This is a genomic window from Calditrichota bacterium, from assembly GCA_016867835.1.
Taxonomy (GTDB): domain Bacteria; phylum Electryoneota; class AABM5-125-24; order Hatepunaeales; family Hatepunaeaceae; genus VGIQ01.
Genome location: VGIQ01000057.1, coordinates 1 through 16,812 on the forward strand (window position 1 = coordinate 1; position 16,812 = coordinate 16,812).

A 16,812-nucleotide genomic window follows, 5' to 3' on the forward strand; every position below is an offset into this window, starting at 1 on the left:
CTGGGTAGTGGAGGTATCACACTCGTGGCTGAACCGATTCAGAAAGCTGTTGGTTCGCTATGAGAAGAGAACAGCAAGCTATGTGGCCCTAGCGCAATTGGCTTGCGCCATCATTGCCTACAGAAAAGTAGGCGTTATTTACGGATAAACACTTAGAATAGCCGAAACTACTCCTTGACTACAAGGGGAGGAGGCGATGGCAAGCCGATAACAAATCCGGGACTCTTATCAATGGGTGCAGTATCATCTTGTTTTGTCCCCTCGCTCAGCGGGGGACTACAGGGGGGTAGAAGTGCAACTCCATATTGCCCTCCCTTTCATTCCCCCCCGCGAAGCAGGGGGGAGAAGACAAGAACTTACTGCACCAAGTAGTAAAAAATGTCCCTCAAATTCTCATATCCTCAGCAACCCTCTAAATCCCCGCGCAGCATAGTAAGACTCGGCGCCGTTGTGACAGGTGAAGACGGTGTCGTAGCGGCGGTCGCAAAATAAGGCACCGCCGAGTCTTCTAATCCTCTCCGGCGTCAGCACCCAACTCGAAGTCCGGGTGTCGAAGACGCCCCGTTTCTGCAATTCGCGATACTGCTCTTCCGATAACAATTCAATGCCCATTGCGGCAGCCATCTCGACGGCGCTGCCGGATGGTTTGGCTTCCTTGCGAGCGTCGAGCGCAGCGCGGTCGTAGCAAAGGCTGCGACGGCCGGGGGGGCTTTCGGCTGAGCAATCGACGAATATTAACTCGCCTGTCGTTCCGAAAAAATCAACGACATTGGGCTCGCCGCCAGTCTGCTCCATCTCCGTAAGCGACCGAAGTTTTCCGGGATTCGCCTCGAGCCGGGCTTCCACATCAGACCACTTCAGACCCGGATGGCGGGATACATTGTGCTCGAAACGGGCAGCAAGTATGCTAATTTCACTCATGCGACCCGGTTAGTTAGTTTCCCCAATCCCTCGATCTCCAATTCGACTTCGTCACCCGACTTCAGCCAGTCGTCGTGGTCGAAGCCGCGTTCGAGCAAGCAGCCATTGCCTACCGTGCCCGAGCCGATGAGTTCCCCGGCGAAGACGGTGGCGTCCTTGGAGGCGCGGGCGATCATATCGCCGAAGGACCAGTAGATGTCAGCCCAGTTGCCATCGGAGACGATTTCGCCGTTGACGCGGGCGGTCATCCGCAGATCGTAGCCCCGTCCTTTGCGGCGATCTTCGATCTCGTCGGGCGTAACGAGCCAAACCCCGAGCGAAGTGGCGAAGTCCTTGCCTTTGGCAGGTCCCATATTGGAAGCCATCTCCTCGCGCTGGAGGTCGCGCGCCGACCAGTCGTTCAAGACGCAGAAGCCGGCGATAAGGGTCTCCGCATCTTCCGGCGCAAGGTCCGATCCGCCACCGCCCAGGACCGCGCCGATCTCGAGTTCATAGTCCCACTTCATGGAAGTCCTCGGGAATGGGATATCCGCGCCCGAGGTCGAGATGTTATTGGGATTCGAAAAGTAGAAGATTGCCAGACGATACCAGTTCGGATCGATCTCTTGGCCGCGCAACTTGCGAGCGTTGCGGACATGGGTCTCGAAGGCGTAAAAGTCGCGAAAGGTGCGCGGCCTGCGGATGGGAGACAGGTAGGCGACATTTCCTTTGGGATGGACGAGGTCGCCCGACCGGCGGGCAAACTCGAGCATTTCACGAGTCTCATCGAAGGCTTGCGGCCAATTGAATATAAGTTGCTCGAGCGAGAGGCCGTGAAGCGGCTTATGGAGCCGCACCGCGGTTTGATTCACATCGACCGTTCGTCCCTCGACTTCAGCGCCGACGACGATCAATCCATCGACCTTCATATTGCAAAGTCTCACGTCCCGCCTCCGGTTAAGATAACTCCCGCCCCTATGATTACCAGCGCCAGGCCGGTTACCAATTTTTCGTGATGTTCAAGATAATGCCAATTCAAGGATTCGATACCGCGCAACGATAAATAGACCAGGAGCAACATCCCTCCGACCGTCAAAGCGAGATAAATCAACGATAGCAAGATAATGCCGGTCCAGCCGAATCCGGCAGCGGTCAGGTAATAGGCTTCAATCTCCAGACAAGGCGATAAGAACATAGCCAGCAGCAGCGGGCCTATTAGAATCAGGTTGCGGCCTAAACTTCGATTGCGAATTTGATGCTGATGTTGGTTTTCCCCACCCTTCTCATGCGTGTGCCCATCTTCATCAGCATCAACATCAAGATCAGCATCATGGTGGTGATGGTGATGCCCTCCCCTGCCGAGCCGGTCCATTACCAGATAGACAACACCAAGCGCAATGAGGATCGCAGGCGCTACGGTCTGCGCATAGAATTCGAACCGGTCGGCCAGACCGATTCCGAACCAGCCGATGATGAAGCCGATCAAGATAGTGCTGGCGGTGTGCGCCAGGCCGGCCAGTGCTGTGATCCCGAGGAGTCGCGAAACCGTCCAACGTTCGCTGCGGCCCATCAGGACGAGGGGAATCCAGTGATTGGGGATGAGGGCGTGAATGCCTCCGAGCAAGACAGCACCGAAGGCGAGGCCGGAAAGGGACATCATTTAAGCAGCGCGGCTGGCAGTTTCTCCAATTTCTTTGTAACCCGATTAACCCGCAGCGCCGCGGATTCAAGGATGGTTACGCCCAGGAGCGGTTCGCAGCCTTCCGGGCCAAAGATTATTTTGCCCGCTGCAGTCCGACCCAGTACCTCAAACCGTGCAAAACCATACTCAAAAGCAATGCGGCGTCCGTCGGCCATTTCGTATCGCATCGAGCCTTCGGATTGGATGCCCAGTTCCGCGGCTTTTTCCCTCGGAAGAACCGAATCGGTCGCACCAGTGTTAACCAGAAAATCACCAGTGAAGCGTTTGGTCGATCCCACCGGAGTAACCGTGACCCTTGCGTATGTCGTCCCCATTCAGCCTCCCGTTAGATGTTTCCCCTCCGGCGCTGCTCTTCCTCGATCGACACAAACAATGCTCTAAAGTTCCCCTTGCCGAACGAGATCGCCCCTTTGCGCTGGATGATCTCAAAGAAGAGCGTCGGACGATCCTCCACCGGTTTGGTGAAAAGTTGCAGCAGATACCCCTGGTCATCGCGGTCCACAAGGATGCCCAGATTGGCTAACGTTTCGACGTCCTCATCGATCCTCCCGACCCGGCTGATCAGGTCTTCGTAGTAGGTGTCGGGCACATAGAGAAACTCGACGCCGGCGTTCTTCATCCGGCTGATGGTGGCGACGATGTTGTCGGTCGAGAGTGCGATGTGCTGGACGCCAGGAGTTCGATAGTAGTCAATATACTCTTGAATCTGGCTCTTCATCAAGCCGGATGCCGGTTCGTTGACCGGAGCCCGGACAATGCCGTTGCGGCTCGTCATCACCTTCGAGCGGAGCGAAGAATAGTCGGTCGAGATGTCTTTGTCGTCGAAATGCGCCAGCAACTTAAAGCCGAAGACTCGGGCATACCAATCGACCCAATGCTCCATCCGGCCATCTTCGACATTGGTGACGATGTGGTCGATGACCCTAAGGTCTCCCGCAGGAGTGATCCGCACCTTATCTGAGCGCGGCTCATAGTGCGGCAGAAACGCGCCGTGGTAGTTGCGGTCTTCGATCAAGCGGTAGCAGGTATCGCCGAAGGCTCGAATCCCGGCGATGACCGCTTCGCCGAAGTCGTCGCGATAGACCGTCGGCTCGAGTTCCGACGCAGCGCCGTTCCGGACGAGGGCGTCGAACGCCCGCCGTGCGTCGGGGACGCGGTAGGCGATCATTGCCACACCGTCGCCATGCAAGAGATGGTGCCTCGCGATAGGACTATCGGGGCCAAGCGCAGTGGTCAGGACGATGCGCACGTCGCCCTGCTCGAGGACATACGAGGCGCGGTCGCGCACCCCCGTCTCCGGCCCGGCGTAAGCCGTCAACTGGAAACCGAATGCCTCACGATAGAAGTAAGCCGATTGCATCGCGTTGCCGGCCCAGACCTCGAAGTGGTGGATGCGCTCGATCTCGATCGCATCGGGATCGCCGAGGTCATACTGAGGCTCAAAGAGGCCGTAACGGCCATTCGACTTCAGCAGTTGCTTCTCTTCGGCGGTAAGCGGTGGCGGTGAAGATATGGTGTCGAGCATAGTAATGTCTCTTGCTGCAGAAGTTGCCTGAAAGCGAGCGGTATCCCGTGACTCGCGAGGCGATCCAAACCTCGTTCAGTTAATCACTAACGGCTCTATATCGCCGGGCGATAAAGGATACCGTTCGGTGCGAGGCCGACCGGTATCGTCGTAACGGCGGTGCGGGACGGGCAGTCTATGACCGTCACCGAGTGCGCCCGCTCGTTGCTCACCCAGGCCTTGGAGCCGTCGGAACTGAAGGTTATACCGTGAGCGCCGGCGCCGGCCTGAATGGTCGCCAGCGGCGAAAGCGTCGTCGTGTCGTAGATATGCACCTGACCGGCATCTTCGTTGGCGACGTAGAGTTCGCCCCGCGTCGGGTGGACGAAGGCCTGACCGGGTGTAAAGCCGAGCGGCAAGGTTGTCGCCACGGTTAGCGGTTCGACCGAGACCAGACTCGCGCTCCGGCTGCCTTCGCTGGTTACCCATGCGCTTCCGGAATGCGAAATCCAGGCTCCTACCGGAGTCGCTCCAACGGAGACACGGGTTATCGAGCCGTCGCCCATTATGGCGACACGCGCCAGCGTCGCGTCGCCGCTGTTGGCGACGAGCGCCCAACGGCCGTCAGGGGTGATGGTAACTTCGAGCGGCTCGCGACCGACGGCATAGGTTGAAAGCAACGTCAGCGACGGCAGCGCATAGCGCAGCACTGTCCCGGTGTTGGCGTTGGCAAAGAGCAGCCCCGATCCGTCGGTCGTCGGGACGGCGTTATGCACGACACCGCTCACCGTCAAGCGTCGTGCCTCGAGCAGCGTCCGACTGTCGAGCAGGATGACCCGCGAGGTGATCGTCCCGCCGTGCCCGCCATGACCGCCGCTGCCGATGATGTCGGTTCCAGCATCGGAGATATAGAGCGTCCGGCGGTCGGGGGAAAGATAGAGGTGGTGCAGATAGCGGACGCTGACGAGCGGCTGTAAGGCGGTCAGGCGGTTAAGGACCGGGTCGATCACGGCGATGTCGCCCGAGCCGCCGTCGCAGACGAGAACGACATCGGTGGATAGGTCGAGGTCGAGCACCTTGCGGATCATCGGTCCGGTCGAGCAGACGGTGCGGATCTCATCGTCGCTCACTCCCCCCATCATCATCCCGGTGCCCATTCCTGGCATGCCGCCCATTCCGGTTGTGTCGTGATGCGGCCGGTGCATTCGGCCGTCTCCACCGCGCATCATGCCCATCAGTCGGACGGTGTAGGTCTGCTCGGGCCGAAGCGGACTTGCGGGCTGGAATGTGCAGCGCATCGAATCGCCGCTCCAGACAAACGTCCCCGGCACGGGCAGCGAACCGACTCCCCATCCGGTGTGAAGACTGAAGTTGCTCTCGACCGCGCGCGACATCGCGCGGTCGAAGCGGAGCCTAATCACAGCATCGAGTCCAATCTCTGTCGTGCCGTCGGGTGGATCGATGGCGATGCTCACCTCGGAGTCGCCGGGGTCCATCATATTATGGCCGTCCGAAGCGCAGCCTGAAATGAGGGCTGCTGACATCAGTGCGGTAAACGCGAGTTGCAAGGCAGAGCGGTTCATTGCCAGTTCCTTCATCGAATGTTTTTAAGTTAGTCGAAAGCCCCGCAGGAGCAGACTTGTAACCACCCCCCTCACTTGGGCGGGAGCAAACTTTCGTCAGGAAGATAGTCGAGTCCCGGTTCTATCTGGGCGATCCGCACCCCGGGCTGCCTTAGATGATACGCATAATTGAGATAGATGAGGAGTGCGGTGAGACCCTCGACGGTGCGGCAGACTTCGCCCGAGCCAACATCATAGGAGGGGAGTCCCATCTGACGCAAAAGTGCCATTACGCGGTGTTTGGCCGAGAGGTCGTCGCCGACGATCAGGACATCGCTGCCGGGTGACTTGTGGTGGTTGATGAGGGCGGTTGCGGAGGTGTTCTTCAAAGCCCCGACTACGTCTGCGACGCCCGAAAGAACGGCTTGTGCCTCCTGGGTTGCCGAGCCTTCGGGCGGCCAAAGGTTTTCGATCTGGTTTGCCGGATTAACCGGGGCGGTTACATCGACGACGATTTTGCCCTTGACGAAGGGTTGGATCGCGGTCAGAGCCTCGCGGTGACCGGTGATAGGCGTCGTGATGAAGACCATATCGGCTTCGGCGGCTGCGACTTCGTTGGTCGCGGCTCGGAAGCGCTCGGTTGGAAGTTCGACAAACGTCGGCAGACCTCGCGCCAGATGCTCAGCCCGACCGGGATCGCGCGAGCCGATGATGGCGGTATGTCCTGCGGCAGCGATGCGCACGGCAACGCCGGCGCCCTGCCAGCCCGTCCCGCCGACGACGGCGATTAGCAACGGGATAGTCCGACCGCCATCACCCTTCCGATCGGGGCTTCAGCAGCGGCAGCACTTCATCGTGCGTCCGTTCAAGCGTATGTAGAACTTCGCTCATCGGCATCGCGCCGAAGTTGAAGATAAACATCAGATGATCGGCGCCGGCGTCGATGAAGTTCTGCATCATTCCGGCGGCTTCATCGGGCGTCCCCATCGCGACGACGCCCCGGTTGAGGCATTCGTCATACGAGGCGTGACGGGCATAAAGACGGCTATAGACGTAGATTTCGAGGTGCTTGCGCGCCAGTTCGTCGTCCGTCGCCGGCTTGTCGCCGACATGGGTGTGCACCGCGGCGATGATCTCGCCCCGACCGGGTCGCCCCGACTCAGCCCAGCCCTTGCGGTAGTTATCATAGATCGACTTGAGTTCGCCGATCCGGTCAACCGTTGCATAGGGGATGGTCATGATCGGATAGCCCCGCTTGCCGATGTAGTAGGCGGCTGTCTCGGCCAGCACTGCGACAGGCGTCTCCAACTTCCGCCCCTGGTAGGGGGTGATATTCAATTTGACGTTCTTGAAGTTGTAGAACTCGCCCGCGTAAGAGAAACGCTCGCCGGTAAGCGCATGCTCCATTATGGCGAGCGTTTCGTCGAACCGTGCCCGCTTGGTCGCGGGAGACATCGAAAAGCCCTCGAACTCGTGCATCAGGTATCCGCTGCCGACACCGAGGATCAACCGTCCTTGCGAGAGTTGATCGACCAACGCCCACTGCTCGGCAACCCGCAGAGGATTGTGAAATGGCAGTATCGAGACCGCCGGGCCGAACTTGATGCGCGACGACTTCATCGCCACGGCTCCAAACAGCACCGCCGGATCCGGTACAAGGCCATACTCGTGGAAGTGGTGTTCGGCGTTGAAGTAAGCATAGTAGCCGGCGTCTTCGGCGGCTTGCACCAGTTCGACCTGCTCCATCAGGAATCGGTTCGGGTCGGTCTGGATATCAGGATAGAAATCGGAGACAGAGAAGAGGGAGTATTTCACGGGTTATATGGTTAATTGGCTTTAGGCTTTGGGCTGTCAATCAGGCTCGTAGCGGCTCAAGGCTCAGGGCTTAAGGCTAAAGGCTTTAGGAACAATCGCGCCAACGGGGCATACGCCTGACGGATCCAATACCTAATGAAGACGCGATGCGCCGGTATGGTGTCAGGTGTGAACACCTGACACCACGGCACCCAAAGGCCTGAAGCCTATGACCTTAAACCTACTTGTCGATCACCTTCGAGTAGTCGGCGTAACATTGGTAGAGGTCGTCGATGTTGGTCGTGTCGAAGCCGTCGAAGGCGGCGCCGCTCGGCCCGGCAAGGCGTTGGACGAACTCGACGAACGGCCCGTAGGGGACATTGGGTGCGATGAACATTTGACGAAGTTTGGCTCCGGCGCCGTCCTTGTAGGTCAGGACCGGGGTCATGAAGTTCCAGCCGAGCCGCTTCATCTCGCGGTGCAGTTCTTCCATATCGACATCGGGGTCGATGTTGTAGGCGGTGTGTTGGATGCCCTCGCCATAGCGTTTGACGAATTGGTTCACAGGAGAGACCAGGTCGTCCGAGACCGAAAGGCCGGTCATCGTCGCCCAAGGGTATTCGGCGCTCATTCCCGAAACGAGCGCAATGTGCGTTGCCGGCCAGCGGCTCGTGTGCAAGCGGACATGCTCGCGGAAGCCGAGCGACGACCACCGTTGAATGAACGGCTTCTCATTCGAGTTTGCCGTTACATAGGTGACGTGGTCTATGTGCCGGATCGACTGCAGAACGCCCGATTCCGACCGGGAGATAGGTGCTGTGGGGGGAGCGAACATGGATGCCTCCTTCGTAGTCGCGATTCTGAAAATGAACCGGCAGGGGTGCCCGTTCGGGAAGACTTCTGCCGGTGGTCAGGTTATTGATACGATATTGGAAGGCGGTTGTTGGTGTCTGGGGGTCGTTTGCCGGTCGCGAGAGAGAAAGCCGATGCAGGCCTTGAAGTCGTTGACGCAAGTGAGTAAATTGTTAGACTTATAAAGGACTGCGGCGGGAACGAACTCGCACTTCTTAAGTAAAGCAAACCTTCCTTCTATAACACGCACAGATGAGGCAACTATGCAATCCGTTCGTATCGAAAAGGACTCGATGGGCGAAGTCCAGGTTCCGGTTGAAGCCCTTTACGGGGCTCAAACCGCCCGGGCGGTCCAGAATTTCCAAATCTCAGGGTTGACTGCGCATCCGCACTTTGTGCGCGCCACTATCGAACTGAAAAAGGCTTGTGCCCGAGCCAACGGCGATATCGGAGCCTTAAAGTCGAATCAGGCTGAAGCGATCGTCAAGGCGTGCGACAAACTGCTCGGAGGCCAGTGGAAAGGCAATTTCGTCGTCGATGTCTATCAGGCCGGAGCCGGCACTTCGCACAATATGAACGCCAACGAGGTGATCGCCAACCTCGCCGAGGAGATGCTCGGCGGTCAGCGCGGGCAGTACAAGATCGTCAACCCGAACGACCACGTCAACTACGGCCAATCGACCAACGACACGATTCCGACCTCGCTGCGTGTTTCGGCGTTGCTTGGTCTTAACGTGCTCTACGGACAACTCGACCGGTTGATCGAGGCCATCGAGCACCTTTCCGAGCGTTATGCCTCATCGGTAAAGGCCGGAAGGACGCACCTGCAGGACGCCGTGCCGCTCACCTTCGGGCAGGAATTCGGTGGTTGGGCATCGGCTCTTAAAATGGCCCGCCGGCGACTCGGCGATGCCGCGTTTCATCTGCGCGAACTACCCCTCGGCGGGTCGGCAGTCGGCACCGGACTCGGCAGTGAGCCGGGCTACCGGAACCGCGCCGTCAGATACCTCGGCGAACAGACCGGTCTCGACCTCATTCCGGCCCCCGACCTCTTTGCGGCGATGTGGTCCCTCACGCCGCTCTCCAACCTGACCGGAGCGCTGCGAGACCTATCGCTCGACCTCGGCAAGATTTGCGACGACATCCGACTCCTTTCGTCAGGACCCCGGACCGGCTTTGGCGAAGTGAACCTGCCGGCGGTTCAGCCCGGCTCGTCCATCATGCCCGGCAAAGTTAACCCGGTGCTGGCCGAGATGACCAATATGGTCTGCTACCAGATCCGCGGCATCGACGTTACGGTTGCTGCTGCCGCCGGTGCCGGCCAACTCGAACTAAACGTGATGATGCCGCTCGTCGCCTGGAATATCCCTTACGCACTACAAATCCTCGGCAACGCGATGCAGGCGCTGGCTGAAAAGTGTGTCGTCGGGATCACTGTCGAAGAAGACCTCGGCTTGAAATATGCCGGTAGTTCGCTCGCACTGGTGACTGCGCTCAACCGCAAGATCGGCTACCTCGCCGCCGCCGAGATCGCCAAGAAAGCGATTAAGGAGGACATCCCGGTCGTCGATGCGATTCGCAAATCGGGGCTCTTCACGGAGGAGGTGCTGAAGGACTTACTCAACATCAACGCCCTGACGAAACAGCCGGCAGCGTGAGGAAGTCGTTGAGTCGTTGGGTCGTTGAGGGCAAAGAAGAAGAGAGGTCAAATTGATTGTGCCGTCGCTGTCCCTATCCGACGGCGGAGCGGTCAGATGAGGACATCTGACCGCACAATTGGCTTCCACCCCAGAGGTGAAAATAGCAAACGCCTATCGCTGGATCAGGGGTCAAATTCTCTACTGTCGCCTTCGACAGTATTATAAACATCAGCATAGACTAAGAATAATCAATTTCATAACATCACCCCCCCGGGTCCGCTTTGCGCCCAGTCCGACCGGAGACCTCCATGTCGGCGGGGTGCGGACGGCGCTCTTCAATTACCTCTACTCCCGCCACTACGGCGGGGAATTCCTGCTCCGGATCGAAGACACCGACCGCGAGCGCTCGACGCCCGAAGCGATTCAGGTCATCCTCGACGGGCTGAAGTGGATCGGCATCGAGCCGGACGAGCCGGTCGTCTATCAATCTCAGCGCATCGACCGGCATCGCGAGGCGGCCTATCAGATCCTGGAATCGGAGCTTGGCTACCGCTGCTTTTGCAACCCCGACGAATTGGCCGCGCGTCGCGAAGCCGCTCGCGCTTCCGGAATGCAGTTCAAGTATGACCGCGCCTGCCTGCGCTTGACTCCGGCGGAAGTCGAGGCAAGACTGGCGCAGGGTCTCCCCTATGCCATCCGGGTGCGCGTTCCGGACGAAGACCTGACGTTTGAAGACGGCGTTCACGGTGCGGTAAGGATCCTCGGCTCGGAACTCGAGGACTTTGTCCTGTTGCGCGGTGACGGGACGCCGACCTATATGCTCGCAGTGGTCGTCGATGACGCCGACATGGGCATCACCCAGATCATCCGCGGCGATGAGCATCTCCTCAATACTCCCAAGCAGATCCTGCTCTATCGCGCCCTCGGGCGTCCGGTTCCGGCGTTTGCGCACGTGCCGCTCATTCTGGGCACGGATAAGAAGAAGTTGTCGAAACGTCACGGCGCGACGTCGATCACCTGGTATCGGGACCAAGGCTTCCTGCCCGAAGCGATGATCAACTTCCTCGGGCTATTGGGGTGGTCGCCGGGCGATGACCGGAATGTCATTGGTTTGGATGAGTTGATATCGCTCTTCGACATCGCGGGGATCATCCCTCACGGCGCGGTCTTCGACGAGGCGAAACTGACCTGGCTCAACAGTCAGTATCTAAGCCGCAAGATGTGGAGCGAGGTAGAGCCGGTGGTGCTTGCACTGGCGGACAGTGCGCTTGCGGAAGGGAGAATCGGCCACATTCCGGACGAGGCTTATCTGGCCAACGTCTGGGAGTTGCTAAAGAGCCGCATTTACCGGTTGGGCGACCTGTTTGGCAGCGCGCTCTATATGTTCCGCGACCCGGATTCCTATGACGGGAAAGGTGTCAACAAGCACTTTTCGGGACCCGATACTGCCGGGCAGTTAAGGGTGTTGGCAGGCGATTTCGGCGGGATCGAGGTCTTCGACGCTTCTTCGATTGAGGAGGTCGTGCGGAGGCGGGCGGAGGAGTGGGGCGTATCGGCCGGAGCGCTTATCCACCCGCTCCGGCTGGCAGTGAGCGGGACGACGGTCGGCCCCGGACTCTTCGAGATGCTTGAGGTGTTGGGCCGGGCAGCCGTCTTTGCGAGGCTTGAGCGGGCTGCGGAGTGGGTGGAGAGGATGCCTTCAGGCAAGTGATCAAGTATCAAGTGATCAAGACCAGAGGCAGGCAAAGTAACTCGACAGCCCTAATAAGGGCCCTAATAAGGAAATCCTAACTAAGCATATCAATGGCCAACGCCAACCTCACCAGCGCTAAAAGAGCCCAAAACGACGAGTTCTATACCCAATACGACGACATCCAGAAAGAGATGGAATCCTACTTCGAATACAACCCCGCCGTATTCCGCGATAAGGTCGTCTATTGCAACTGCGACGACCCCTCCGAGAGCAAATTCTTCGAGTATTTCGTTCTCAATTTTAAGAAACTTGGATTGAAGCAGTTTACTATTAATCGGGGCATCAAATAGTAGCATCAGTAGGACGGACATACTTGTCCGTCCAAAGGGCAGGCAGCAATGCCTGCCCTACTGGAGAATACCGCAATTATCTGCACCTATTAATAAGTGATGAGACGTTAGCGGCGCAGCTCGGCATCGATAAGACGCCGGTCTTTCTGGTAATACTCGGTGACGAAGTCCTATCGGCATCGACCGACGGCCTGCCCAAACTGCTCAATTCAGAACCGGTCCAAGCCGTGCTTCTGGCGCAGTAGGGAGCCCGGAGGATAACCTCGCGCCAACTTGCTCTTCATCACTCGCAAATTCCTTCCTTAGTTCGTATATTGTTTCGATTTGGCTGCCGTCCGGCGGGGACGCCGGATGGCTCGCACGACACCCCAACAGAACCTAAAGAGAATCTCATATGTTCACCAAACTGTTTCGTCTTTCAAGTCTGACCGGGCTGATGCTTGCGCTGGTCTGGGCGGGCTGTTCAATCGATGCTCCGGTCTCGCCCGATACAGCATCGGACACCGGCAAACTCTCCGCCGGCACCGATGACGACCAGGGTATGGAAGTTCAGCCGGTCTTTCGGCGTAACATGGGAAACGGGCGATTCCTGACGGTCTTCGTCGATCATGCCCATCCCGAGCGGCACAATGCACGTCCAGGCCCGGCGCCTTCCTGTTCCGATCCCAACACTAATCAAGCCTACCTCGAACTGGGAGTCGAATGGGCCAACCTGGGGCTGGCGCTCGAATACCACACCTACGGGCAGCCGCGCGGTCTGGCCACAGCCGATGTCCGGGATGCGCTCGCGGCTTCCGTTGCGGCGTGGGAGAACGCCTCCGGCAGTGACTTGGCCAACCTCAACAACAATAATGGCAATCGCGGGCCGGTCGCAGATGGCGTTAACGTCGTCGGCTGGCGGAAGTTGATTCCGCAAACGGTCCTTGCCGCCACCTGGATATGGGATGATGGAAACGGGAACATCATCGAAGCCGACGTCTTCTACAACACCAGCCAAAAGTGGTCGGTAAACGGGGCCATCAACCCCGGTAGCACCGCTTGCGGTGAGAACTTCGATGTCCAAGCCATCGGCACTCACGAATTCGGCCACTTCTTCGGATTGGGGCACGTTTCCAGCGACGGCAACGGCGGCAATGGCAACGAAAACGACGCCACGATGGCGCCGACAGCAGCCAAGGCGGAACTGCAGAAACAGACGTTGACCCCCGGCGATGATGCCGGCATCAATGCAGTCAAGGCGGGGTAGTCGCAGAGGTTTAGCCTTGAAGGGCTGAAGCAACCGAAGTCGCAAGTCACCTGGTGGAGACGCACGGCGAATGGCTGCGGTTGGGCCAGATCACTCGTCACCGACTGTAGAGTAGTGTCTTGTAGGGCGGGATAGTCCCGCCCTGCAAGATTGAACAATCGCTGCCTGTTTACACTATTTCTCATACAACACATTCCTTCTGTCATCATTATTATTAATAGGTGCAGTTTCATTTTGTCACGTCCCCGCTCTGCGGGGGGACTGCAGGGGGGAATATGGAGCAATCCAGTTTTACCCCACCTTCGTTCCCCCTTGTAAAGCGGGGGGGAGAATACAAGAACAATCTGCACCAAGTAATAATTGGAACATTCCATGTCCAAGATCAATACCTATCTCAACTTCCCCGGCACGGCTGAAGCCGCGTTCGAATTCTACAAAGCGGCTTTCGGTGGCGAGTTCTCCGTGGTCGTCCGCTTCAAGGACTTTCCTATGCCTGGAGTAACGATCCCGCCCGCCGACGGCGATAAGATCATGCACATCGGCCTGCCAATCGGCAGTAAAGGCGACGTCCTGATGGCCAGCGATAACCTGGAATCACTGGGCCAGAAGCTGGTCTTTGGCAATAACTCCTACGTCTCGGTGCATCCCGAGAGCCGTGAGGAAGCCGACCGCCTATGGGCCGCTCTCACGGCCGGCGGTGAGATCGAAATGCCGATCGCCGATCAGCCCTGGGGCGACTACTGGGGCGCGTATCGAGATCGCTTCGGCGTCAAGTGGATGATCGACTACGCACCGCCGCGGCAATAGTATGGCGGCTAATGGGTTGCGCTTAGGGTAGATATCCGAATCTGCCGAATAAAAGGCGGATTGCAATCCCACTTACGCGTACACTCACTCTTGGAAAGGAAGAACATTTTCTTTCCGGCAATTGAGTTTGCCTTTTACGGCTTAGTGAATAAACCTACTTTCGAGCATTAACATGCAATCCCTCATCAATCGCAATATCCATATCGTCAAGGGTCAGGTCGCGCGCTGGGCGCATGCCGGCCTGCCCGACGGCACCTACGAAGAGGAATGGGGCCGTTACGGCTTTTCCGGACCGGTTACGCACCTCTACCACCTGCATCCTCCGACCGGCTGGAAGGCCATCGACGGCCCGCTCCGGCCGCATGCCCTCGCGCCGCTCAAGATGCCAGTGAAGGACGGCGAACGCGGCATCTTTCTCTACAACCCCGACGTCGCAATGGGGATCGAGTGCGCGGAAACGGAGTGGGACTACTTCTTCCGCAATGGGGAAGCCGATGAAGTCCTATTCGTCCACACCGGCTCGGGCCGGATCGAAACCCAGTTGGGGCCGCTCAACTACCGGCGGGGCGACTACCTCCATCTGCCGCGCGGCACGACCTATCGGCTGATACCGAAAGAGGCGACGACGCTGCTCACCATCGAGGCCTTCTCCGGGCCGTTGCAACAGCCTGACCGGGGCCTCATCGGCCAGCATGCGCTCTACGACCCGGCGATCCTCGAATACCCCGAGCCGTCGCCGGACAAGAATCTCCGGGCCTGGAAGATTCGCGTCAAACGGCTCGGCGCGGTTACGACCTTCACCTACGATCATTCGCCGATGGACGTAGTCGGTTACAAGGGCGACAATCTTGTTTGGCGCCTGAACATCGACGACATCTGCCCGGTCAACAGCCATAAGATGCACCTTCCGCCGCCGGCGCATACGACCTTCGTAGGGGTCGGGTTCGTGATCTGCTCGTTTCTGCCGCGACCGCTCGAGACGATGGAAGGCGCGGTCAAAGTGCCGTTTTACCATTCCAATGTGGACTACGACGAGGTGCTCTTCTACCACGACGGCGACTTCTTCAGCCGCTCGGGAATCGAAGCCGGGATGGTAACGCTTCATCCGGGCGGGTTCCCGCATGGACCGCATCCGAAGGCCGTCCGGCGCACCGACACCAAGGTCTTCACCGACGAAGCCGCGGTGATGCTCGACACGTGGCGTCCCCTGGTCCTGACGCCAGAGGCCGAAGCGGTGGAGTGGCGGGAGTATTGGAGTAGTTGGATGGAATAGGGGTAACATGCCTCATCTCCCGGAATGATCCCCGGCGGCGGTCTGCGGGATGGTGTTGATGCTGGCCATTGAGAAGAGGCTTGCGTAGAGGAATGCATGAGCGTATATTGCTTCGGATGCAGGAGTGCGTCCGGCTTGGAAACTACTCCTTCCGAGATCACGCGCATGACGAAGCGGACGCAGAGGACTTTACCGATCTGGAGGTTGAAAGAACCATCCTGTCCGGGAAAATCAGAGAACAGCAGCGAGACGCCGCCACCGGCGAAGCTAAATACATCATTATCGACTTGGAAGGTGATCTGGAAGTCGTAGCCAAACTTGGCCCGACGGGCCGCCTCTACATCATCACCGTTTATACAATCTGAGCCCAACTATGCTTTGCGATAACTGCGGGAAAGAGGGAGTCTTCGTCAGGAAGGTCACCAAGAGTTACGGCAAGGGCGACGACCTGATCTTGATCGAAGACGTCCCGGTCATCCATTGCCCGCACTGCCACGAGAGTTACCTCACCGCGCAAACCGTTCACGCTATCGGTGAGGTGAAGCGCGCGCGCAGGAACACCCGCCGCCGCACAGTCGAGGTCGCATCCCTCGAATAGGTCATCATCATCCATCTTTTGCATTCTTCACCCCTCCATCATCATCAAGAAAGGCCAAACCCATGACCCGCGCCATCACCTCCCTCGCCTCGGCCCTTGAGAGCCTGTTTGCCGCAATTTATTGCGGCTTGCGCCCGGTAGCGCCCCGATTTATCGGGGGACCCTCCTTGGGAGCACTCTGCCTGCTCGGCGCGGTCTGCGGTATGGTGTTGGGAGGTGTGGGGGAGGCGTGGGGGAGGGTGGAATTTCTATGGAGTCATTACTATGGTGGAGAACCTCGGGAAACCTCATCCTCGATTACAGCTTATAATGGAGGCATGCTTCTTGTTGGGACTGTTTCGACGCCTGGAAATGGATTTTCAAACATATTGCTGCTCAAGTTAAATAATGCTGGCGACTCGCTTTGGTCAAGACTCTATGGTGGACAAGTGTATAATCAAGCAGCTTCTCACATAATTGATGCAAGCAACAATGTAGTCGTTGCCGGCACAGTTTCACAAAGACAAGGTGATTATGTCATTTACAAGATTGACGTGAATGGCGATCTTGTCTGGTCCAACGCATACGGTGGAAATAGTGGAGATAATGCATATTCCTTGACGGAAACCTATGATAATGGATTCGCAGTAGTTGGTGTTTCGTTTTCGCAAGGAAGAGGTGGGATTGACCTATGGCTGATAAAGGTCGATGGCGATGGCGATTTAATATGGTCAAATGTTTTTGGGGGAGCTGGCCATGAAATTCCCTATTCCATTTTAGAACTAGATGATAACGGATTGCTGATATTAATGGGGTCATTTTATTATAGACACATTCAGGCGGCATAGGCGACCTTGGGAGCTTTGAAGAACCGCCGGACTATGTCCGGTCGTTTCTGCGTCACACGAAGAT

Annotated in this window: 20 protein-coding genes; 11 read left to right on the forward strand and 9 right to left on the reverse strand. The window is 58.0% G+C overall.

What is annotated here, in order from left to right; translation table 11 throughout:
- Positions 1-148: transposase (locus tag FJY67_07175; protein MBM3329236.1), on the forward strand; the 148-nt coding region annotated here is incomplete at its 5' end.
- Between the two features lie 245 nt (positions 149-393).
- Here FJY67_07175 and FJY67_07180 read toward each other — a convergent pair.
- The 9 genes from FJY67_07180 to FJY67_07220 form a co-directional block, all read right to left on the reverse strand.
- Positions 394-921 carry a DUF4256 domain-containing protein gene (locus FJY67_07180; GenBank protein MBM3329237.1) on the reverse strand — a complete coding sequence of 176 codons (528 nt, stop codon included), beginning with the start codon at positions 919-921 and terminating at the stop codon, positions 394-396.
- Positions 918-1,844, reverse strand: a complete 927-nt coding sequence (locus FJY67_07185; GenBank protein ID MBM3329238.1) for a fumarylacetoacetate hydrolase family protein — start codon at positions 1,842-1,844, stop codon at positions 918-920. Before FJY67_07185 ends, FJY67_07180 begins: the two co-directional genes overlap by 4 nt.
- Positions 1,841-2,560, reverse strand: a complete 720-nt coding sequence (locus tag FJY67_07190; protein MBM3329239.1) for a hypothetical protein — start codon at positions 2,558-2,560, stop codon at positions 1,841-1,843. Before FJY67_07190 ends, FJY67_07185 begins: the two co-directional genes overlap by 4 nt.
- Positions 2,557-2,916 (reverse strand): clan AA aspartic protease, encoded by a 360-nt coding sequence (locus FJY67_07195; GenBank protein MBM3329240.1) that lies wholly within the window; start codon positions 2,914-2,916, stop codon positions 2,557-2,559. Before FJY67_07195 ends, FJY67_07190 begins: the two co-directional genes overlap by 4 nt.
- Before the next feature lie 11 nt (positions 2,917-2,927).
- Positions 2,928-4,127: a 4-hydroxyphenylpyruvate dioxygenase gene (hppD, locus tag FJY67_07200; GenBank protein ID MBM3329241.1), complete on the reverse strand. Its 1,200-nt coding sequence runs from the start codon at positions 4,125-4,127 to the stop codon at positions 2,928-2,930.
- A 95-nt stretch (positions 4,128-4,222) separates the two neighbouring features.
- Positions 4,223-5,704: a hypothetical protein gene (locus tag FJY67_07205; protein MBM3329242.1), complete on the reverse strand. Its 1,482-nt coding sequence runs from the start codon at positions 5,702-5,704 to the stop codon at positions 4,223-4,225.
- A gap of 56 nt (positions 5,705-5,760) precedes the next feature.
- A complete protein-coding gene (npdG, locus tag FJY67_07210) occupies positions 5,761-6,468 on the reverse strand; it encodes an NADPH-dependent F420 reductase (GenBank protein ID MBM3329243.1) in 708 nt (235 codons plus the stop codon).
- Positions 6,469-6,481: 13 nt separating this feature from the next.
- Positions 6,482-7,483: an LLM class flavin-dependent oxidoreductase gene (locus FJY67_07215; GenBank protein ID MBM3329244.1), complete on the reverse strand. Its 1,002-nt coding sequence runs from the start codon at positions 7,481-7,483 to the stop codon at positions 6,482-6,484.
- 220 nt (positions 7,484-7,703) lie between these two features.
- Positions 7,704-8,297: a hypothetical protein gene (locus tag FJY67_07220; GenBank protein ID MBM3329245.1), complete on the reverse strand. Its 594-nt coding sequence runs from the start codon at positions 8,295-8,297 to the stop codon at positions 7,704-7,706.
- A 280-nt stretch (positions 8,298-8,577) separates the two neighbouring features.
- On the opposite strand from FJY67_07220, the gene FJY67_07225 reads away from it, so the two are divergent.
- The 10 genes from FJY67_07225 to FJY67_07270 all read left to right on the forward strand — a co-directional run bounded on the left by FJY67_07225 (position 8,578) and on the right by FJY67_07270 (position 16,748).
- Complete coding sequence (locus FJY67_07225; protein ID MBM3329246.1) at positions 8,578-9,972, forward strand: aspartate ammonia-lyase; 1,395 nt, start codon at positions 8,578-8,580, stop codon at positions 9,970-9,972.
- Positions 9,973-10,201: 229 nt separating this feature from the next.
- Positions 10,202-11,665, forward strand: coding sequence for a glutamate--tRNA ligase (locus tag FJY67_07230; GenBank protein MBM3329247.1), 1,464 nt, complete (start codon positions 10,202-10,204; stop codon positions 11,663-11,665).
- A gap of 92 nt (positions 11,666-11,757) precedes the next feature.
- Positions 11,758-11,997, forward strand: coding sequence for a hypothetical protein (locus FJY67_07235; GenBank protein ID MBM3329248.1), 240 nt, complete (start codon positions 11,758-11,760; stop codon positions 11,995-11,997).
- Positions 11,998-12,020: 23 nt separating this feature from the next.
- Positions 12,021-12,242, forward strand: a complete 222-nt coding sequence (locus tag FJY67_07240; protein MBM3329249.1) for a hypothetical protein — start codon at positions 12,021-12,023, stop codon at positions 12,240-12,242.
- Between the two features lie 149 nt (positions 12,243-12,391).
- Complete coding sequence (locus FJY67_07245) at positions 12,392-13,243, forward strand: hypothetical protein (GenBank protein MBM3329250.1); 852 nt, start codon at positions 12,392-12,394, stop codon at positions 13,241-13,243.
- A 372-nt stretch (positions 13,244-13,615) separates the two neighbouring features.
- Positions 13,616-14,050 (forward strand): VOC family protein, encoded by a 435-nt coding sequence (locus FJY67_07250; GenBank protein ID MBM3329251.1) that lies wholly within the window; start codon positions 13,616-13,618, stop codon positions 14,048-14,050.
- A 172-nt stretch (positions 14,051-14,222) separates the two neighbouring features.
- On the forward strand, positions 14,223-15,323 hold the full coding sequence (locus FJY67_07255; protein ID MBM3329252.1) for a homogentisate 1,2-dioxygenase: 1,101 nt from the start codon (positions 14,223-14,225) through the stop codon (positions 15,321-15,323).
- A gap of 92 nt (positions 15,324-15,415) precedes the next feature.
- Positions 15,416-15,688: a DUF4258 domain-containing protein gene (locus FJY67_07260; protein MBM3329253.1), complete on the forward strand. Its 273-nt coding sequence runs from the start codon at positions 15,416-15,418 to the stop codon at positions 15,686-15,688.
- Between the two features lie 8 nt (positions 15,689-15,696).
- Positions 15,697-15,921 carry a YgiT-type zinc finger protein gene (locus tag FJY67_07265; GenBank protein ID MBM3329254.1) on the forward strand — a complete coding sequence of 75 codons (225 nt, stop codon included), beginning with the start codon at positions 15,697-15,699 and terminating at the stop codon, positions 15,919-15,921.
- Between the two features lie 62 nt (positions 15,922-15,983).
- Entirely contained in the window at positions 15,984-16,748 is a 765-nt protein-coding gene (locus FJY67_07270; protein MBM3329255.1) for a hypothetical protein, read from the forward strand.
- Positions 16,749-16,812 lie beyond the last annotated feature (64 nt).